The following is an 18,644-nucleotide window of genomic DNA, read 5'->3' as shown; positions in this document are numbered from 1 at the left end:
TAGTTTATTGCATACCTTTTATGCGAACTTTCGCCGCCACCAGAAGCGCCGTCAGCAGCATCAGAGCACCTGAGAGCATCAAGGGAGACAGCAAACCAAGGTTATCGAGCGCATAGCCTCCCACCGCTGCCCCGCAGGTATTGGCAAGCTGGATCACGGCGACCTGAACGGACCCGGCTTTCTCTGCCTGATCGGCCAAAGAACGGGTGATCCACGTCGACCAGCCGACCGGTACCAGCGCAAACGACAGCCCCCAGATAATCGCAATTGCGGCCGCCACCACTTTGTCACTCCCCCACAAAATCAGCACCAGCGCGCTGAGCGCGAGCACCAGCGGTGCTCCGGCTAATGCCAGTTTGACCGAACGTTTCAGGATTACCGACGAGAGCGACGTCCCGACAAAGCTGGCAATACCAAAGCTCAGCAGCACCAGCGTCAAACCATCCACATCAAATCCCGCCAAATTCATGTACACCGGGCGGATGTAGGTAAAGAAGGCAAACTGCCCGGCAAAGGACATGAAGATAGCCATCATGCCAGCCATTACCCCCGGTCGTTGCAGCAGGCTAAACATGTTTTGTTTCTGATGTGATGGCTCACCGGGCAGCGAAGGCAGCGATCTCACCACCCAGATGGTGCACAGCACGCCCATCACCGCCGCGGCATTAAAGACGTTGCGCCAGCCAATGATGCCGCCTAAAAAACTCCCCAGCGGGGCGGCAATGACCAGTGCGATAGAGACTGCGCCAAAGATCACTGATAACGCTTTCGGCACCGTCCGTGCAGGAACCAGACGCATGGTCAGCGATGCCGACATCGCCCAGAACCCTCCGAGCGCCAGACCGAGGCAGGCACGACCAATCAACAACAGGGTAAAAGAGTTGGCAAAGGAAACCAGCAGGCAGGAGATTGTCAGCAGTACCGAAAAGAGGATCACGACATAGCGACGATCGGTTGCCTGAATAATTTGTGTCACAAACAGGCTGGCAAACATGGCGACAAACGCCGTTACGGTCACCGATTGCCCGGCAACACCTTCCGAAATACCGAGGTCCTGCGCCATTGGCGTCAACAAACTGACGGGCAGAAATTCAACGGTTATCAGGCAGGCAACACAGAACGCCACGGCGAATACCGCCGACCAGTTCGGTCGGGTATTTGCCTCAGCGCGGGATTTTTGTTCAATAGCGTCACTCATTTTGTTACCTGCGTGGGGTTATTGTAGAAAAGTTACGCAGTGTAACATTAAATTTGTGACGTATTTAACGTTTCAGCAACTGTTTATCGCCGGATGGCGACGTCGTCTTATCCGGCCTACAACAGAGGGTCTTTGCTGACCCAATTAAGCGTCACGTGCAGCCCTTGCCAGCCCGACTATCCACTCCTGGTGACCGTTAATCATCGGATTAGGTAGCGTGCATGCCAGCTCCTGTGCCGGAACACCACGCTGCGACTCCTGGGTCAGAATACGTACGCGCCCGCCAGGTAAATCTTCAAACAGCCAGGCATGGACAACATCCAGACGCGAATCAGCATCCCCTTCCGCCCAACCGTGCCAGGCAATACGCGCAGCCTGACCATCGACCGGTGGCGCATATTCGATGACTTGCGCTTCAATTGGGAAGCCAAAGGTTGTGAAACGGAAACGGGCGTTCACGCTCAGTAACGGTCCGGAGCCATCGTGAAATCGGATATCCGCCACATTGCTGTAATACGTCGGCCAGCGCGTTGTGTCGTTGAGCTGAGCCCAGACAGCGCGGGTGCTCAGTCCGGCAACAATGATTTCATTGGAGGCAAAGTTATCGGTCGTCCCTGGCAAATACGCCTGCGGCCAGATAATTGCGCTTTGTTGAGTCGCTTGTTTCATGATGAACCTCGTCGTGTAAGTTAACGAGGTTCATCATGCGCGGGAGAGAGATATAAATATAATGACGATTAAAAATATCCGTCATCATATATTTTGATATCAGTGCAACCAGTGCACTCCATCTTCAGGTTGAAAAAAGGCGTTATAGCGCATCTGAAACGCATTTATCTCCTGCATATCCGGCTCCATTTCGCGCAGAAAACCCAGCGCCAGGCGTACCTGTGCGTCGGTAATCGGCGCGGCCAGCCGGGCTTTTTGCAACACCCGGTGCCACTGCAGCAGATTCTGTTCACTACCGTCTACAATGACGATTTGCCAGATTAGCAGCACCTGGGCAGCATTTTGCAGATGCGATTCGTCAGGTCGATGGAGGTACTGTAAAAACGCCTCTCCCTGCACTTTCCCCATCTGATCGATCATCGATTCTACCGGCACGACATCAATACTCAGACGTTCGCTCAGACGGCGAATCGCGCGCCGTGACCCGGACGTCAGTACCCGAAAACCCACAACAAAAACAACAACCAGCGTGGCCAGCATTATCCAAATCATGCGCACATCCATTACCCGACAGGACGCCCATCATAGCGGCAAATTCACCTGTGTCGACGACTGAACGTGTCATAATGTGACTTATCGAACCCATGAGCAGACATCATGAAATCTGATATCAGAACCCTCGATCTTAATCTGTTGAAAACGCTGGATGCCCTGCTGGATGAACGCAACGTCACCCGGGCGGCGCAACGACTCTCGCTCACCCAACCGGCGGTTAGCGGCATGCTAAACCGTCTGCGTGATTATTTTGACGATCCGCTGTTTGTCCGCACACCGCACGGTATTGTCCCAACATTACGGGCTCGCGAAATGGCTGCGCCCATCAAACAGATCCTCAGCGACATTGATATCCTGCTTAAGCCCGCGCAGTTCGACCCGCTCACCGCGGTACTCACCTTTACCGTCGCCGCGACCGATTACGCCCTTAAAGCGGTGATCGTGCCGTTTATCGCCGCGCTTCGCGCACGTGCGCCAGGTATTCGTGTGCGGGTCGTTCCCGTTGAGCCGGAGCAGCTAACAACACAGTTTGAGCAGGGTAAAATTGACCTGGCGCTGCTGACGCCGGATTCAACACCGGATAATCTGCACAACCGCCCGTTATATAACGAAGAGTATGTTTGTCTCATGCGTCATGATCATCCCGATGCCCATCAGGCGTTAACACTCGATCGCTTCTGCGCGCTGGAGCATGTGCTGGTTTCTTATAAGGGGGAAAGTTTCTGGGGGGTCACCGATGATGCGCTGGCAGATGTTGGACGAAAACGACAGATTGGTTTGTCAGTCAGCAGTTTTCTGGTTCTGCCGGATATCCTCGCGATTAGCGAGATGATTGCCGTCGTCCCTGCCCGGCTGGCCTATACCGATCCCCGGATGCACGTTGTGCCACCGCCGCTGCCCATTGCTGGTTTTACTAAAAGTATGGCCTGGCACGAACGCACGCACCGCGATGCGGCGCATCAGTGGCTACGCAATCTGGTGCATGAAACCAGTCAGTCTAAACCATAAAAAAACCCGCCATGAAGGCGGGTAAAAGTTACCACTACACACTTAAGCGACTTTCAATTGCTGGATCTTTTTCTCGCGACGAATTTTACGTTCTTCAAACACGGCCACGATAGCCATCAGGCAGATACAACCGATAGCGGCGGTATCCAGCGCGGCGAAGGTACCTGCCCAGCCAGTCAGACCGAAAACCGGTGTACCATCAGCAATCATCCCCAGACCCAGCTTGGCGAAGCTGTCACCGATCAAATAGGCAAATGTCCCTTTAATCCCATCGGCAGCGCCGATCGCTTTTTTCGGTACGAAACCAACGGCTGCGACACCGATTAACAGCTGCGGGCCAAACACCAGGAAGCCGAGGGCAAACAGCGAAGCCAGATAGACATACTGGTTGCTGGCGTGCTGGTAAACACCCAGTGTCGCAATGATTAATGCCAGTGCCACACAGGCCACCAGCGCCCGGCGACCGTTTGCCAGGTCAGAGAGCCAGCCCCACAGCAACGTACCGACCAGTGCACCCACTTCAAACAGAGTAAAGCCCTGAATCGCCACTTCTTTGGAGAGCTTCAGTTCCTGGAACGCGTACACGGTAGACCACTGGTCGATACCAATACGGACCACGTACAGGAAGATGTTGGAGAAGCACAGCAGCCAGATCACTTTGTTTTTCAGCACATACTCAACAAAGATCTGCCACTTGGTCATGTCATTTTCTTCGGTCTCTTTGTCTTCTTCGCTGATCTCTTCACCGAACAGCTCTTCAGCTTTCCCCAGACCATAAGATTCCGGGGAGTCGCTGCCATAGCGCAGGCCGATAAAGCCAACAATCAGGGCGATAATCGATGGGAAGATAAACATACCAATGACGTGACCGTCGAACAGGTAGTTGGCACCAAACAACGCCACACCCGCCGCACCGGCACCACCGAGGTTGTGGGAAATGTTCCACATACCGAGGTAAGAACCACGTTTACGGCGAGGTGTCCATTTGGTGATGGTGGAATAACTACACGAACCGCCAGTACTCTGGAAGAAACCGCTCAGCGCGTAGAAGGTAATCATCAGGAACAGGCTGGTTGAACCTGCGCCCATGCTGGCACTGAAGCCGAGCATACAGATAGCAGAGAGGATCAACATAAACGGCAGGAACTGCTTGGTGTTTTTGCCATCCGCGTAATAAGAAACCAGCGTTTTACCCACGCCGTAGGTGATGGAGAAGCCCAGGCCAATCATCCCCAACTGCGTCATGCTCAGCCCGTAGGTGGAGATCATGTCGTTCTGCGCGATGTTGAAGTTTTTGCGGATCAGGTACATGGTCAGGTAGCCGATGAAGACCACCAGATACGACTGCATGAACGGTTTGAACCACATTTTGCGCCGCACATCGAGCGGCAGATCCAGGGTCGGCTTGCGCACCTGGTTTAAGAAGGCCAGCATAGGACTCTCCGAGCTAATTTTTATACCTGCGAATAGCAGGCATTGTAAAAATCAGCCCGGGATCACGCCTGAGACAGCGTCCAGGTGAAACCGGGAAAATTTCTTAGTTTTACCCCACTCGGGGCAAAAAGGTGAGGTGCATCACGCTTCGTTGAGATCGCGCGGGGCCTGGGCGTTTAAAAACGGCAGCAGCAGCAGCGCGGAAATTCCCGCCGCAATAGCGATCACCACAAAGAATCCTGTCCAGTGCCAAACCTCCATCACCTTCGCCAGCGGCCAGCCGGAGAGTGAAGCGCCCAGATAGGCAAACAGCCCGACAAACCCGGTTGCCGCACCCGCCGCCTCTTTGTGCGAGCACTCCGCCGCCGCCATACCAATCAGCATTTGCGGGCCAAAAACGAAGAATCCGGTGGTGAAAAAGCACGCCGCTTGCATCACGTAGCTGGCGAACGGCATCAGCCACAACGAACCGACGGAGAGCAAAATCCCGGCGGCAAAAATCAGGTTCATTGGCCCACGATTGCCGTTAAACAGCTTGTCCGAGCCCCAACCCGCCACCAGCGCGCCGACAAATCCGCCCAGCTCAAACATGGTCACCGCGGTGTTGGCGGTCACCAGATCGACCCCCAGCGTTTCTGACATGTACAGATTACCCCAGTCGTTGATCGCTGCACGTACCACGTACACCAGCACATAACACAACGACAGCAGCCAGATGTAGGGATTCAGCAATACATAGCGGGTGAGAATTTCTTTGCGGGTTAAGCCTGCGCCCTCCTGCTGCTGGGCAATTTCTAACTCATCGTGCCGCCAGTCGCCAACCGGGGGTAAGCCAATCGCCTGCGGCCTGTCGCGCAATCTCCAGCACAGGAAAAATCCCACCACAATCGCCAGTATTCCGGCAATCATCATTCCTGCACGCCAGCCATAATGCAGCGCCGTCGCCGCCATCACCATCGGGATCAGCGCCCCGCCGACGTTATGTGCGGTGTTCCATAGCGCCCACCAGCCACCACGCTCGGTACGCGAGTACCAGGCAGTCAGCAAACGGGCGCATACCGGCGATCCCCAGCCCTGAAAGAACGCATTCAGTGCCCACAGTAGCGCAAAGGCCCAAAGCGAGGTCGAGAAACCAAACAGGATGTTTACCACGCCGGTTGCAATCAAGCCAATGCCCATAAAATAGCGGGCGTTGGAACGATCGCTGACGATACCAGAGACAAACTTCGACAGGCCGTAAGTGATGTAAAACAGCGTTGCCAACAGACCAATATCGCTGCGGGTCAGCACACCGCTGGTCAGGATATCCGGCACCGCCGCGTTGAAGCTTTTGCGCGTGAAATAAAACAGCGCATAGCCAAGCCAGATGGTGGTCAGAATATGCCGCCGCCAGTAGCGATAACGGGCATCTACTTCACTTTTATTGGTAATGAGTGGCGCATTAGCCGGGGCTTTTAGAAACTGAAACATTGCCATTCCTTACACATAACGCTGAGGCAAAGAGACGCTGACCCGCGTACCGTGCGTACAGGATATCGAAAGCTTACCGCCGAGGGCCGTAATGCGCTCACGCATCCCGGTGAGGCCAAATCCTTGCTGATTCGAACCCGGCGGCAGGCCGCTGCCATCGTCCTCAATCACCAGCATCAACCGCTCATCCTGTAGCCAGCCCTGCAACGTCACCGCGCTGGCATTGGCATGCTTAACAATATTGTTCAGTCCTTCCTGGCAGACGCGAAACAGCGTCACCCGCTGACTCTCGCTGAGTTCTGATTCATCAATATGCCAGTCGAGGTGGCTGACGATACCGCGACTTTCCAGCTCCATTTCCCGCATCAATGAACGGATAGCCTGCTCCAGGGTTAAATCATCTAACTGGCGCGGGCGTAAACGCCCCAACAGGCGACGTACCGAATCGTATACCCCGAGTGAAAGCTGCTCAATATGCGCCCCACTGCGCTTCACGCCTGCGTTTTCCGGCGCCAGTCGCTGAACGATACCGGCCTGAGTACGAATCGCGGTAATGGTCTGCCCGATATCGTCGTGCAGTTCACGCGCCACGTCGCGGCGCACGCTTTCTTCGGTTTCCAACAAACGTTCCGCCAAACGATGATTACGCGCCAGCTCGTTTTGCAACGACTGGTTGAGTTCACGCAGGCGCTGAATACCCGCGCCGAGCAGCAGACCGGTCAGGCTCTGCGCCAGCAAGGAGAGCAGCAAGTCGACGGGATGGTCGTGCCAGGTCTGGCTGGCAATCAGCGCGATGGCATTCATCAACGTGGCGATCAGCGCCCCCTGCCAGCCATAGTGCCAGGCAAGTGCAATAATCGGCAGCGCGAGGCAAAACGGCGTAAAGCGTGACAGCTCATTCGGCAGGCCCAACTGCAACCACAGGCTGACACTGAACAACAGCAGATACCAGACCAGATGTCGTCCGCGCCAGTTCACAGGTTGAGAAACCACCGCCGGTCCCAGCGGCAGCCAGGTGGTGCTGGTCAGATAGTGCCAGAACACCAGGCAGATCGGCGCCAGCGTCAGTCCACCAGTGAGTGTTAGCAGCAGCACGGTCCACGCCTCTTCACCTTGCCCAAGCCATGGTAGCGATTGCAGCAATGCCGCCGCGGTCAGTGCTGCCCCCTGTAATAACAATGTGCGCCAGTCACGCTGATGGCGGAAACGTGAGGTCAGTGCGACGGGAAGTAAGGTGAGAAAGCTACCGATCACCAAAAGTGGCAGATGGGACAGTGCCACTTCCTGTGCCAGCCAAAACAGAAGCAGCCATTCCGCACCCAACAGTACCGGCCAGTAGCCGCGCGGGCATTGCAGCATCAACCCCAGGCGCAGGCCGAATGGAAACAGCAGCACTGCCAGCTCCGGGCGTTCAACCAGATGCAGGCTGATGCTCCACAGGCAAAACCATGCGGCAGAGAAGATAAAAAAGCAGGCAACAATGGTGACTAACCGGGAAAAGAACGTGTTCATTGCCAGCCGTCAAACATCCGCCGTGCCAACTCAACATCGTTGCTTACGCCCAACTTTTCCATCAGGTTGGCGCGGTGCACGTGTACCGTTTTTGGTGACAAGCCCAGTTCAGCCGCAATCTCTTTGACTGCCATCCCTTGCGCCAGTTTTTCTGCCACCTGACGTTCGCGTTTGGTTAGCGGGTCCTGACGCCCGGCCGCCAGTTTGACGGCGATGTCCGGCGTTAAATAGCAGCCGCCAGTCGCCACGGTACGCACCGCGGCAATCAGCTCATCGGGGCTACAGCGTTTTGAGAGGAAGCCTCGCGCCCCTGCGTTCAACGCCTGCTCCACCAGCGCCGGGCTGTCGTGGACGGAGAGCATGATAATCGCCATGCCTTTTGGCAACTGGCTTAGCAGTTCGAGGCCGGAAATGTCAGGCATGGAGATGTCGCAGATACAGACCTGCACGCCGCGCCCTGGCAATCCTGCCAGCGCCTCGCTACCTGAGCCAAACTCAGCCACAACCTGCAAATCGGGTTCAAGGCCCAGCAGTTGGGCAAAGCCAGAGCGAACGATAGTGTGGTCGTCGATAAGGGCTACGGTGATCATGGGGTTGTCCTGGGGCTGGAAAACGCCTGATGGCGCTGCGCTTATCTGGCCTACAAGAAGGTAGGCCGGACAAGGCATGAATGCCGCCATCCAGCAAAGGCGATTACCTTAACGATATACACTTCATCGTTCAAGCCTTGAACGAATTACTCGAAGAAGACGCTTATCTTATTAAACATCGACGGGTCGGACTGGTTGCGTGCGACTTTCACCACGTCTTCCAGTTTATCTATCTGACTTATCATCTGTTCCAGACGCTGGTCATCGTTGACCAGTAGCCAGATACGGCTCTTATCACTGTCCTGAATCGGTAGACAGAGGATACCTTCCACGTTGAACGCACGGCGGGCAAACAGTCCACAAACGTGGGTCATTACACCCGGGTGATTGCGTACGGTGAGTTCCAGGATTACGTTGTCATGAGTCTGCTGTTGCATGGCTTATTCCCCCACCATTTCAGTGTTTGCCGCACCCGGCGGTACCATCGGGTACACTTTTTCTTCTGCATCAATACGTACGTGGATCAGCGCAGGTCCTGGACGATTAATTATCTCCTGCAGCGCCGCCTGTGGATCCGCTTCATAATTTAAATCGCAGGTTTCGAGACCAAAACCGGCGGCAATCTGCATAAAGTTAATCATCCCCGGATAGGTCGCAGCAAACACGCCTTGTTTATAGAACAGGCTCTGCTGCTGATACACCAGACCCAGCGCTTCGTTATTCATCAGGATGATCTTAATATCCAGCTGATTTTCACTGGCAGTCGCCATTTCCTGAATATTCATCATCAGGCTGCCGTCACCAGAGAAGCACAGTACTTTCTTGTCCGGGTTCGCCAGCGCCGCACCAATCGCTGCGGGCAGACCGAAGCCCATGGTCCCCAGACCACCAGACGTCAGCCACTGACGTGGGCGATTCAGCGGGTAGGCCTGCGCCGCCCACATCTGATGCTGGCCCACGTCGGTAGTGATGATGGCGCTATCGTCTACGCAAGCCGCAACGGCGTTAATCAGCCCATAATGGCTGAGCGGATCGCTTTCCTGTGGAATGGTACATGGAAATTCACGCTGCAAATCCGCCACCATGTGATGCCACACGCCGCGCGACTGCGCCTCAATCAATGGGATCAGCTGTTCCAGCACCTCATTCACATCCGCCTGAATGGCTACGTGCGGCTGTTTGATTTTACCCAGCTCGGCACGATCGATATCCACGTGGATAATCTTTGCATTCGGGCAGAACTGCTCGGTTTTACCAATCGCCCGGTCATCAAAACGTGCGCCAAGAACAATTAATAAATCAGCTTCTTGCAGAATAAAGTTAGTGCTGCGTGCGCCGTGCATGCCCAGCATACCTAACGACAGCGGATGCGCTTTTGGCAACATGCCCAGCGCCATTAAGGTCATGGTTGTGGGCAGCATCGCTTTTTCCGCCAGCTCACGTACGCGCTCAGGTGCGTTAATCACGCCGCCGCCGAGGTACAACACTGGACGTTGTGCCGCATTGATCATGGCGGCAGCATCGCGAACGCTGTCCGCGCTAAAGGTTGGCGCAGGGGCTTTTTCTGCAGGCTCCGGCATCTCTTCAATGTCAAATACGGCTGTTTGAATGTCCTTAGGTATGTCTATCCACACCGGGCCTGGGCGTCCTGACTGCGCAATGCGGAAGGCATCGCTCATGACCTGCGGTAATTCATTGATATGGCGAACCAGATAATTGTGTTTGGTGATGGGGATAGAGATGCCGTAGGTGTCAACTTCCTGGAAGGCGTCAGTGCCGATCATAGAGGCCGGAACCTGCCCGGTGATACACACCAACGGAATAGAGTCCAGGCGCGCATCGGCGATAGCAGTAACCAGGTTAGTTGCCCCCGGCCCGCTACAGGCCATACACACCGCAGGTTTACCCTCGGTTCGTGCCATCCCCTGGGCGATAAACCCCGCACCCTGCTCGTGGCGCGCCAGGATATGACGGATTTGCGTGCTTTGGCTTAAGGCGTCGTAGACGGGGAGAATTGAGCCACCAGGAATACCGGTGACGACTTTAATTCCCTGACGTTCCAGGAAATGAACGATGAATTCTGCGCCCGTAAAGCGCGTACGCTTGGATGTGATGCCCGAACTTGCCATGCTCCAGTCCTTTTATTCTGGGCCTTTGCTCCGGGCAGGTCTCTTATACGAAAAACCCCGCCCGGTTTGCGCCGGCGGGGTTTTGGAATCGTGTGTTGTTCCGGACCCTACGGCGCATTGCCGACGACCACCACCACACGCACGACGACCGCTGCGCGAGATGGCGCAGTTTTTAGTAGGGTCGCAGTCAGCATGGAAGGGTTCATTAGGGACCTTGTCTGTTTGTTGGTTAACAGGATTTATACAAACACAGGTTTTTCAGCGTGACAATGGAAAATTTTTCATCTGCGCAAAAATGCGTCAAAGATCACGTTTAGCTGTACGCAATGTAAAAACAAAAAACCCCGCCGGGGCGAGGTTTTTTTCAGGGTTTGCGGCTGGTAACCGCAGAACACACTGTGTTACGTCAACGCAAGAAGTATACGCGATCGGCAACGAACGCGCAATTTAAGGTACGGATTTTGACGTTTCTGAGTATGGATCGCTTTGCGGATTTTGTCCATAAAATACTGTTCATACATACAGTATTTATCTATACTGTGAATGTTCGCAGTGCGCGAGGGGGCCGCTGTTTTACCGGCGCAACAAAGTCCTGGCTGAAACGGGTGGTGCCGTCAGCGCCTTAACCCCCGAAGTGAGCACACTGTGTTACGTCAACAAAGGTGCTGGCAACAGGCAGCGGCGAGGTACGCCAGCACCGTGCTCCTTGTACCAAAAGGAGAGCGTATGAGCCTCGTGGATATCGCTATTCTTATCCTCAAACTCATCGTTGCAGCACTGCAACTGCTTGATGCTGTTCTGAAGTATATAAAATAGTTCAGATTCAAGTCGCACTTAAGGGGAGCGGGTTATCACCTGCTCCCCTTTCACCTTCTCCCAGGTGCTTGTGTCGCGCCAATATGTTACGTTTTTATGACATTCTCAGGGAAGAATACCGCTATGACTCTTTCTGTTTTCTGCATTTTACTGTTCGCCGCGCTGCTTCATGCCAGCTGGAACGCCATTGTTAAAGCAGGAAATGACAAGCTGTACTCGGCTATCAGCGTGAGCGGCTCGGCTGCGATTATGGCTCTGATTCTCTTACCCTTCGCCCCCCAACCCTCTGCCGCCAGCCTGCCATTTTTGGCGATTTCAACCGCATTACAGGTGGTGTACACCGTCCTGGTTGCCAAAACCTATCAGGTTTCGGACATGAGCCAGACCTATCCCATCATGCGCGGCACCGCCCCATTGTTGGTCGCTATCATCAGCGTCCTGTTTCTCGGCGATAGTCTGTCAATGCTGGCCTGGGTGGGGATTGCCACAATCTGCCTGGCGATCCTCGGCATGGCATTTAACGGACGCAGCAGTTCACAACGAGGGATCGTTCTGGCGCTCATCAATGCCTGTTTTATTGCCGGCTATACGCTGGTTGATGGCACCGGTGTTCGGCTTTCAGAGACTGCTCTGGGCTACACGCTCTGGACCTTCTTCCTGAACGGCTCCTGCTTGTTGAGCTGGGCGATGATTGCCAGACGCCGCGAAGCCTCCCGCTATCTGGCGCACCAGTGGAAGAAAGGTATTCTTGGTGGTATTGGCACCATGGGCTCTTACGGGCTGGCACTGTGGGCGATGACTCAGGCCCCGCTGGCGGTGGTAGCCGCACTGCGTGAAACATCCATTCTGTTTGGCGCACTGCTCGCCTGGTTGCTGCTAAAAGAGAAAGTCGCCGGAGTACGCCTTATCGCGGCCGCAGGTATTGCCGCCGGCGCAGTATTGCTACGTTTGTCATAATCGCGCTGTCGACCTGATGCAATCCGGCAACATTTGTTGCCGCTATTTGTTTACATTTCCTGCCGTTCATCGTTTAAACATTCCAGCCCACTATCTGGCCTTCTTTTTCTGTTGTGGTAGATTCCACGCGCATTTATGGGAAAGTGCAGCACCTTATTCTTATTTTTTCTTCATTTGAAAAGTAATCAGCGAAATGAAAAGGCATAGAAGCGTCAATTTGTTGTTGATGTTGGTATTACTGGTGGCGGTGGGTCAGATGGCGCAAACCATTTATATCCCTGCGATTGCTGATATGGCGCGTGAACTGAACGTTCGCGAAGGCGCGGTGCAAAGCGTAATGGCTGCCTACCTGCTGACCTACGGCGTGTCACAACTGTTTTACGGCCCGCTTTCCGACCGCGTAGGTCGTCGCCCGGTGATCCTCGCCGGGATGTCTATTTTTATGCTGGCTACGCTGGTCGCCATTACTACCCATAGTCTGACGGTATTGATCATCGCCAGTGCCATCCAGGGGATGGGGACGGGCGTTGGCGGTGTGATGGCGCGAACCCTACCGCGAGACCTGTATGAAGGTACTCAGCTTCGTCACGCGAATAGTTTGTTAAATATGGGTATCCTGGTCAGTCCACTGCTGGCACCGCTGATTGGCGGCATGCTGGATACGCTGTGGAACTGGCGCGCTTGCTATATTTTTCTGCTGATTCTGTGTGCAGGCGTCACATTTAGCATGGCGCGCTGGATGCCGGAAACACGGCCTGCTGGCGCGCCACGCCCACGGCTTATTGCCAGCTACAAAACCCTGTTTGGCAACGGCGCATTCACCTGTTACGTGCTGATGTTGATCGGCGGCCTGGCAGGCGTTGCCGTCTTCGAAGCCTGCTCTGGGGTATTGATGGGCGCGGTGCTGGGTTTAAGCAGCATGGCGGTCAGTATCCTGTTTATTCTGCCTATTCCGGCGGCGTTTTTCGGCGCATGGTTCGCCGGTCGCCCTAACAAGCGATTTTCAACGCTAATGTGGCAGTCGGTTACCTGCTGCCTGGTTGCCGGGTTGATGATGTGGATCCCAGGTTTGTTTGATGTGATGAACGTCTGGACACTGCTGGTTCCTGCCGCGTTGTTCTTCTTCGGTGCGGGGATGTTGTTCCCACTGGCAACCAGCGGCGCAATGGAACCTTTCCCGTTCCTGGCAGGTACTGCCGGCGCGCTGGTTGGTGGCTTACAGAACATTGGCTCTGGCGTGCTGGCGTGGCTCTCCGCGATGCTACCGCAGACCGGACAAGCCAGCCTCGGGCTGCTGATGACCCTTATGGGGCTGCTGATTTTTGTATGCTGGCTGCCGCTGGCGTCACGCGTGTCACATCAGGGACAGGCGGTTTAAGCGCATGATGGCCCGGTTTATCGCCGGGCTTTTCACATTCAGGCGCAATCATCGTATTAATCAACGGCTCCAGTGCCGGACGCCAGGCACCTTCTTCACCATCATAAAACTGCGTATCAGCATTGATTGCATAGGGGATTTTTGCCTTGCGCAGTTCACATGCCATAAACCGTGCAAATGCAGTTTGCGCGGCAGAAGGCGTATTTTTGATGGTTTCTCCCGGTGACCAGCCCCCCACCCAACTGACGTGCCCCGTTTTCTGTTGCCAGTGAATAGCCGTATTAATACGGGCGCGAATGGCAGCTTTTTCTGCCGCAGTCCCCGACGTCCAGGGGTACTTACCGTTATTTTTTAGCGGCCCCCACGGGAAGATATGCCATTCAGCCAGAACGGTATTCTGGCTTTGCGGCGGTAATTTCAGATTAGGCAAATCTTCCGGTGCCGCGCGCAGGCGCGGCGCAATGAAAATCATCCGCTGCGGGTCGATGGCATGGATAGTACGAATGGTTTTGTCATACACCCGATTGAGCGAAGTCTGATTGTGATTAAGCTTATCGGCAGGCTCATAAATCAGGTCAAAGCCCAGCAACGGCGAACTTTGACCAAAGTAATGCGCCACCGCTACCCACCAGTTAACCACCTCTTTTTCGTTGCCGCTATTGGGGTCTTTTTTATATTCATCAGCCTGATAAGCAATAATCGGGATCACGCCGTATTGCTCGCAAGCCTCTACCAGCTTGCGCAAATGGATGAGTCTGGCTTCTGTTGGCTCACCCGCCACACGAATACGCACATGAGAGATCCCTTTCGCCTTGAAATCCCGTACCACCAGCGGGTCGAACTCGCGGATACCGCGCTCGGTGCGAGCCCAGTCTACGTCCATTCCAACCCCAAGCTGCTGCGCATACAGCGCCGCCGTCAGCGCAGGGGGCGCGGCATACACGGCGGCACTGGCTAACAGTAAGAGGGAAACAATCGGCTTTAACACGGTCGTCCTTACGCAAATCATCAGGTGTGATATCACGTATTTAGCATGATTTTTGATACCTGGTGTAGAGAGAAAGCGTAAAAAATATTCGCGGCCCGTTTATTTAACCTGCTCCTGCAGCCAGCCAATAAATGCCTCGATTTTTGGCCACTGCCTGCCGGGTAACGTGGTGACGTAATAGTGTTGATGGCATTTCAGCGCCATATCACCGAAAGGCGCGACCAGTTCCCCGCTGTCGAGGCGCTTTTGTACCAGTCTCTTTCGTCCCATCGCTACGCCGATATGGTTCATCGCCGCAATGACCGCTAAATCAGAACGATCGAAGCCGATACCTGATGATGTCGGCAAATTCACGGCAAAATGCTGCGCCCAACTGTGCCATTCATCGGTCCCGGAGTCGTTACTCCATGCCTGTCTATCGTGCAGCAACGTGCAGTGCGGCAGATTCACTAACGACCCCGTAAGGTCATAACGACGGGCATAGTCCGGGCTGCATACCGGCAGGATCTCTTCATCCATCAGGAAATGGTGCGTGAGCTGTGCAGAGGGGGCATCGTCAAAATAAATGGCCAGATCAACCCCGGCACGTTGCAAATTGACGTTGTCATTCCCGGTCAGCATGGTCAGAGAAATCGACGGATAGCGACGGGTAAAGTCACCGAGCGCCGGAACCAGCCAGCACTGTGCGATGGAGGGGCGTGAGTACACAGTGAGCGTCCCGGAAAGTTCCTGGTTTTTGATATCGAGGATTTCCTGATTCAGCGTATCCAGCGACGATTTCAACGCCCAGAACACCCGTTTACCTTCGTGAGTGAGCTCCACTTTGCGGTGAGAGCGAACAAACAGCTGAATCCCCAACTCTTCTTCAAGCTGATTAATTCGGTGGCTGACGGCGCTGGGGCTTAAGGAAAGTTCGTCTGCCGCCAGCGCAAACGACTGATGTCTGGCCGCCACTTCAAAGGTATACAGTTTTGAGAGTTGCCAACCATTGAGCAGCCGATTTCTGACTTCACGAAGGGGGTCCATATTCACCTCTTTCATCCTGAATTATTCGCCGGAGTGTAAAAAAAACCGCTGTAAAAATCAGCATAAAGATGAATCAAGGTGAACCATATCGCATAAATAATGCGTAATTAGATGTAAATCACTCATTTGATTCAATCTGGCTCATGTGAAAGGGGATTTTTATCGTTTGTCAGACTGTGCCTTATTTTTGTCCAATACCCCTATATTAATCACAGGGCAAGGTGAGTTATGCACTCTCAAATCTGGGTTGTGAGTACGCTGCTGATAAGCATCGTATTAATCGTTTTGACCATCGTGAAGTTCAAATTCCACCCGTTTCTGGCACTGCTGTTAGCCAGCTTCTTCGTGGGTACGATGATGGGCATGGGACCGCTGGATATGGTCAACGCCATTGAGAGTGGCATCGGCGGTACGCTGGGCTTTCTCGCTGCCGTTATCGGTCTTGGTACCATTCTCGGCAAAATGATGGAAGTATCCGGCGCGGCGGAACGCATCGGTCTGACGTTGCAGCGTTGTCGCTGGCTTTCGGCTGACGTCATTATGGTACTGGTCGGGTTGATTTGCGGCATCACACTGTTTGTCGAAGTCGGCGTGGTGCTGTTGATCCCACTGGCTTTTTCTATTGCTAAAAAAACCAACACCTCACTGCTGAAACTGGCGATCCCGCTGTGTACTGCGCTGATGGCTGTACATTGCGTGGTACCGCCACATCCTGCCGCCCTGTTCGTGGCCAACAAGCTGGGTGCCGATATTGGTACAGTGATCGTTTACGGTTTACTGGTTGGCTTGATGGCCTCGCTAATCGGCGGACCGCTGTACCTGAAATTCCTCGGCAACCGTATGCCGTTTAAACCGGTTCCGGCTGAGTTTTCCGACCTGAAGGTTCGCGACGAAAGTACACTGCCATCGCTCGGTGCTACGCTGTTTACCGTGCTGCTGCCGATTGGCCTGATGCTGGTTAAAACCGTCGCTGAGCTGAACATGGCGAAAGGCAGCACGGTTTATACGCTGCTGGAGTTTATTGGTAACCCAATCACCGCGATGTTTATCGCCGTTTTCGTGGCCTATTACATCCTCGGCTTGCGTCAGCATATCGGCATGGGCGCGCTACTGACGCATACCGAAAATGGTTTTGGCTCCATAGCCAATATTCTGCTGATTATCGGCGCAGGCGGCGCATTCAACGCTATCCTGAAAAGCAGTGGGCTGGCGGATACCCTCGCGCTGATCCTCTCGAATATGCACATGCACCCGATTCTGCTGGCATGGCTGGTAGCACTGATCCTGCATGCTGCAGTGGGTTCAGCCACTGTTGCCATGATGGGTGCGACAGCGATTGTGGCCCCTATGCTACCACTTTACCCGAACGTCAGCCCGGAGATCATCGCTATTGCCATCGGTTCTGGTGCAATTGGCTGCACAATCGTTACAGATTCCCTCTTCTGGCTGGTGAAGCAGTACTGCGGAGCCACTCTGAATGAGACGTTCAAATACTATACGACCGCGACATTTATCGCGTCCGTTATTGCACTGGCGTGCACATTCCTGCTTTCCTTTATTATCTAAGCGCAACGAGACGTCCTATGGAAAACATTCAAACACTTATCGCCCAGTATCCTTTAGTGGAAGATCTGGTCGCTCTCAAGGAAACGACCTGGTTTAACCCTGGCACCACCTCTCTTGCGGAAGGTTTACCGTATGTTGGCCTGACTGAGCACGACGTTCAGGACGCCCACGCCCGTCTGACGCGCTTCGCGCCGTACCTGGCAAAAGCCTTCCCGGAAACCGAGGCCACTGGCGGCATTATTGAATCTGAGTTGGCCACCATCCCGGCGATGCAAAAACGGCTGGAACAAGAGTACGAGCAGCCTATCCACGGCGAGCTGCTGCTGAAAAAAGACAGCCATCTGCCAATTTCTGGCTCAATCAAAGCCCGTGGCGGTATTTATGAAGTACTGACACACGCCGAAAAACTGGCACTGAAAGCAGGTCTGCTGACGACAAATGATGATTACAGCATGCTGCTTTCGCCCGAGTTCAAACAGTTCTTTAGCCAGTACAGCATCGCGGTAGGTTCAACCGGCAACCTGGGGATGTCTATCGGCATCATGAGCGCCCGCATCGGCTTTAAGGTGACGGTACACATGTCTGCCGACGCGCGCGCATGGAAAAAGGCTAAGCTGCGCAGCCACGGCGTTACCGTTGTGGAGTACGAAGAAGATTACGGTGTGGCAGTTGAACAAGGGCGTAAGGCGGCAGAGTCCGATCCGAACTGTTTCTTTATCGACGATGAAAACTCTCGCACGCTGTTTTTAGGTTATGCGGTTGCCGGACAGCGCCTGAAGGCCCAGTTTGCCCAGCAGGGACGTGTGGTAGATGCTGACCATCCACTGTTTGTTTACTTGCCGTGCGGTGTGGGTGGTGGCCCTGGCGGGGTGGCATTTGGTCTGAAGCTGGCATTCGGTGACAACGTTCATTGCTTCTTCGCAGAGCCGACTCATTCACCGTGCATGCTGTTGGGGATTTACACCGGACTGCACGACACGATTTCCGTGCAGGATATCGGCATCGACAACCTGACGGCGGCAGATGGGCTGGCAGTCGGTCGCGCATCGGGCTTTGTAGGCCAGGCGATGGAACGTCTGCTCGACGGTCTGTATACGCTGGAAGACCAGACCATGTATGACATGCTGGGCTGGCTGGCGCAGGAAGAAGATATTCGTCTTGAGCCGTCAGCACTGGCTGGCATGGCTGGTCCGCAACACGTTTGTGCCTCCACGGATTACCAGCAGATGCATGGATTCAGTGCCGAACAGCTCAAAAACGCCACTCATCTGGTATGGGCGACCGGCGGCGGTATGGTGCCGGAGGCCGAAATGGCGCAATACCTGGCAAAAGGACGCTAACCCCCGCT

Annotated in this window: 18 protein-coding genes; 6 read left to right on the top strand and 12 right to left on the bottom strand. The window is 54.5% G+C overall.

Annotated features, from left to right (window positions below; all coding sequences use genetic code 11):
• Positions 1 to 4 precede the first annotated feature (4 nt).
• From nepI to NNO03_RS13655, 3 genes are all read right to left on the bottom strand, one after another.
• Positions 5 to 1,198, bottom strand: a complete 1,194-nt coding sequence (gene nepI, locus NNO03_RS13665; protein WP_271449761.1) for a purine ribonucleoside efflux pump NepI — start codon at positions 1,196 to 1,198, stop codon at positions 5 to 7.
• Between the two features lie 144 nt (positions 1,199 to 1,342).
• On the bottom strand, positions 1,343 to 1,867 hold the full coding sequence (locus NNO03_RS13660) for an SRPBCC domain-containing protein (RefSeq protein ID WP_271449760.1): 525 nt from the start codon (positions 1,865 to 1,867) through the stop codon (positions 1,343 to 1,345).
• A 99-nt stretch (positions 1,868 to 1,966) separates the two neighbouring features.
• Positions 1,967 to 2,419 carry a DUF1198 family protein gene (locus NNO03_RS13655; protein WP_271441420.1) on the bottom strand — a complete coding sequence of 151 codons (453 nt, stop codon included), beginning with the start codon at positions 2,417 to 2,419 and terminating at the stop codon, positions 1,967 to 1,969.
• A 105-nt stretch (positions 2,420 to 2,524) separates the two neighbouring features.
• On the opposite strand from NNO03_RS13655, the gene NNO03_RS13650 reads away from it, so the two are divergent.
• Positions 2,525 to 3,430 (top strand): LysR family transcriptional regulator, encoded by a 906-nt coding sequence (locus tag NNO03_RS13650; protein ID WP_271449759.1) that lies wholly within the window; start codon positions 2,525 to 2,527, stop codon positions 3,428 to 3,430.
• Between the two features lie 42 nt (positions 3,431 to 3,472).
• On the opposite strand, the gene uhpT is transcribed toward NNO03_RS13650, so the two are convergent.
• The 7 genes from uhpT to ivbL form a co-directional block, all read right to left on the bottom strand.
• A complete protein-coding gene (gene uhpT, locus NNO03_RS13645; protein ID WP_271441422.1) occupies positions 3,473 to 4,864 on the bottom strand; it encodes a hexose-6-phosphate:phosphate antiporter in 1,392 nt (463 codons plus the stop codon).
• Positions 4,865 to 5,005: 141 nt separating this feature from the next.
• Entirely contained in the window at positions 5,006 to 6,334 is a 1,329-nt protein-coding gene (locus NNO03_RS13640) for an MFS transporter (protein ID WP_271449758.1), read from the bottom strand.
• A gap of 9 nt (positions 6,335 to 6,343) precedes the next feature.
• Positions 6,344 to 7,846 (bottom strand): signal transduction histidine-protein kinase/phosphatase UhpB, encoded by a 1,503-nt coding sequence (uhpB, locus tag NNO03_RS13635; protein WP_271449757.1) that lies wholly within the window; start codon positions 7,844 to 7,846, stop codon positions 6,344 to 6,346.
• A complete protein-coding gene (uhpA, locus tag NNO03_RS13630) occupies positions 7,843 to 8,436 on the bottom strand; it encodes a transcriptional regulator UhpA (RefSeq protein ID WP_048213756.1) in 594 nt (197 codons plus the stop codon). The genes uhpB and uhpA overlap by 4 nt, the downstream gene beginning before the upstream one ends.
• 146 nt (positions 8,437 to 8,582) lie before the next feature.
• Positions 8,583 to 8,873 (bottom strand): acetolactate synthase small subunit, encoded by a 291-nt coding sequence (ilvN, locus tag NNO03_RS13625; protein ID WP_038635677.1) that lies wholly within the window; start codon positions 8,871 to 8,873, stop codon positions 8,583 to 8,585.
• 3 nt (positions 8,874 to 8,876) lie between these two features.
• Positions 8,877 to 10,565 carry an acetolactate synthase large subunit gene (gene ilvB, locus NNO03_RS13620; protein ID WP_271449756.1) on the bottom strand — a complete coding sequence of 563 codons (1,689 nt, stop codon included), beginning with the start codon at positions 10,563 to 10,565 and terminating at the stop codon, positions 8,877 to 8,879.
• A 107-nt stretch (positions 10,566 to 10,672) separates the two neighbouring features.
• Positions 10,673 to 10,771, bottom strand: coding sequence for an ilvB operon leader peptide IvbL (gene ivbL, locus NNO03_RS13615; RefSeq protein WP_003827118.1), 99 nt, complete (start codon positions 10,769 to 10,771; stop codon positions 10,673 to 10,675).
• Positions 10,772 to 11,291: 520 nt separating this feature from the next.
• Here ivbL and tisB point away from each other — a divergent pair.
• The 3 genes from tisB to emrD all read left to right on the top strand — a co-directional run bounded on the left by tisB (position 11,292) and on the right by emrD (position 13,716).
• A complete protein-coding gene (gene tisB / locus NNO03_RS13610; RefSeq protein ID WP_003840643.1) occupies positions 11,292 to 11,381 on the top strand; it encodes a type I toxin-antitoxin system toxin TisB in 90 nt (29 codons plus the stop codon).
• A gap of 123 nt (positions 11,382 to 11,504) precedes the next feature.
• Positions 11,505 to 12,338 carry a DMT family transporter gene (locus tag NNO03_RS13605; RefSeq protein ID WP_271441426.1) on the top strand — a complete coding sequence of 278 codons (834 nt, stop codon included), beginning with the start codon at positions 11,505 to 11,507 and terminating at the stop codon, positions 12,336 to 12,338.
• Between the two features lie 193 nt (positions 12,339 to 12,531).
• Positions 12,532 to 13,716 carry a multidrug efflux MFS transporter EmrD gene (gene emrD / locus NNO03_RS13600; RefSeq protein WP_271441427.1) on the top strand — a complete coding sequence of 395 codons (1,185 nt, stop codon included), beginning with the start codon at positions 12,532 to 12,534 and terminating at the stop codon, positions 13,714 to 13,716.
• Here emrD and NNO03_RS13595 read toward each other — a convergent pair.
• Positions 13,643 to 14,725, bottom strand: a complete 1,083-nt coding sequence (locus tag NNO03_RS13595) for a cellulase family glycosylhydrolase (RefSeq protein WP_271449755.1) — start codon at positions 14,723 to 14,725, stop codon at positions 13,643 to 13,645. The genes emrD and NNO03_RS13595 overlap by 74 nt on opposite strands.
• A 78-nt stretch (positions 14,726 to 14,803) precedes the next feature.
• Positions 14,804 to 15,730, bottom strand: a complete 927-nt coding sequence (gene dsdC / locus NNO03_RS13590) for a DNA-binding transcriptional regulator DsdC (RefSeq protein WP_271441450.1) — start codon at positions 15,728 to 15,730, stop codon at positions 14,804 to 14,806.
• A gap of 228 nt (positions 15,731 to 15,958) precedes the next feature.
• Between dsdC and dsdX the strand changes: the two genes are divergently transcribed.
• On the top strand, positions 15,959 to 17,296 hold the full coding sequence (dsdX, locus tag NNO03_RS13585) for a D-serine transporter DsdX (RefSeq protein WP_271449754.1): 1,338 nt from the start codon (positions 15,959 to 15,961) through the stop codon (positions 17,294 to 17,296).
• Between the two features lie 17 nt (positions 17,297 to 17,313).
• Positions 17,314 to 18,636, top strand: coding sequence for a D-serine ammonia-lyase (gene dsdA, locus NNO03_RS13580; protein ID WP_271449753.1), 1,323 nt, complete (start codon positions 17,314 to 17,316; stop codon positions 18,634 to 18,636).
• The last annotated feature ends 8 nt before the right edge of the window (positions 18,637 to 18,644 follow it).

It is taken from the genome of Citrobacter sp. Igbk 16 (assembly GCF_028069755.1).
In the GTDB taxonomy this organism is placed as follows: Bacteria; Pseudomonadota; Gammaproteobacteria; order Enterobacterales; family Enterobacteriaceae; genus Citrobacter.
This window is presented reverse-complemented; position numbering and strand designations above follow the sequence as displayed.

What these genes read in the sequence shown, in the direction of transcription:
- NNO03_RS13605 (WP_271441426.1), top strand. Translation starts at nt 11,505, where the DNA reads ATGACTCTTTCTGTTTTCTGCATTTTACTGTTCGCCGCGCTGCTTCAT.
- nepI (WP_271449761.1), bottom strand. Translation starts at nt 1,198, where the DNA reads ATGAGTGACGCTATTGAACAAAAATCCCGCGCTGAGGCAAATACCCGA.
- dsdX (WP_271449754.1), top strand. Translation starts at nt 15,959, where the DNA reads ATGCACTCTCAAATCTGGGTTGTGAGTACGCTGCTGATAAGCATCGTA.
- uhpT (WP_271441422.1), bottom strand. Translation starts at nt 4,864, where the DNA reads ATGCTGGCCTTCTTAAACCAGGTGCGCAAGCCGACCCTGGATCTGCCG.
- ilvN (WP_038635677.1), bottom strand. Translation starts at nt 8,873, where the DNA reads ATGCAACAGCAGACTCATGACAACGTAATCCTGGAACTCACCGTACGC.
- NNO03_RS13595 (WP_271449755.1), bottom strand. Translation starts at nt 14,725, where the DNA reads ATGATTTGCGTAAGGACGACCGTGTTAAAGCCGATTGTTTCCCTCTTA.
- dsdA (WP_271449753.1), top strand. Translation starts at nt 17,314, where the DNA reads ATGGAAAACATTCAAACACTTATCGCCCAGTATCCTTTAGTGGAAGAT.
- emrD (WP_271441427.1), top strand. Translation starts at nt 12,532, where the DNA reads ATGAAAAGGCATAGAAGCGTCAATTTGTTGTTGATGTTGGTATTACTG.
- ilvB (WP_271449756.1), bottom strand. Translation starts at nt 10,565, where the DNA reads ATGGCAAGTTCGGGCATCACATCCAAGCGTACGCGCTTTACGGGCGCA.
- NNO03_RS13650 (WP_271449759.1), top strand. Translation starts at nt 2,525, where the DNA reads ATGAAATCTGATATCAGAACCCTCGATCTTAATCTGTTGAAAACGCTG.
- uhpA (WP_048213756.1), bottom strand. Translation starts at nt 8,436, where the DNA reads ATGATCACCGTAGCCCTTATCGACGACCACACTATCGTTCGCTCTGGC.
- NNO03_RS13655 (WP_271441420.1), bottom strand. Translation starts at nt 2,419, where the DNA reads ATGATTTGGATAATGCTGGCCACGCTGGTTGTTGTTTTTGTTGTGGGT.
- uhpB (WP_271449757.1), bottom strand. Translation starts at nt 7,846, where the DNA reads ATGAACACGTTCTTTTCCCGGTTAGTCACCATTGTTGCCTGCTTTTTT.
- dsdC (WP_271441450.1), bottom strand. Translation starts at nt 15,730, where the DNA reads ATGGACCCCCTTCGTGAAGTCAGAAATCGGCTGCTCAATGGTTGGCAA.
- tisB (WP_003840643.1), top strand. Translation starts at nt 11,292, where the DNA reads ATGAGCCTCGTGGATATCGCTATTCTTATCCTCAAACTCATCGTTGCA.
- NNO03_RS13660 (WP_271449760.1), bottom strand. Translation starts at nt 1,867, where the DNA reads ATGAAACAAGCGACTCAACAAAGCGCAATTATCTGGCCGCAGGCGTAT.
- NNO03_RS13640 (WP_271449758.1), bottom strand. Translation starts at nt 6,334, where the DNA reads ATGTTTCAGTTTCTAAAAGCCCCGGCTAATGCGCCACTCATTACCAAT.
- ivbL (WP_003827118.1), bottom strand. Translation starts at nt 10,771, where the DNA reads ATGAACCCTTCCATGCTGACTGCGACCCTACTAAAAACTGCGCCATCT.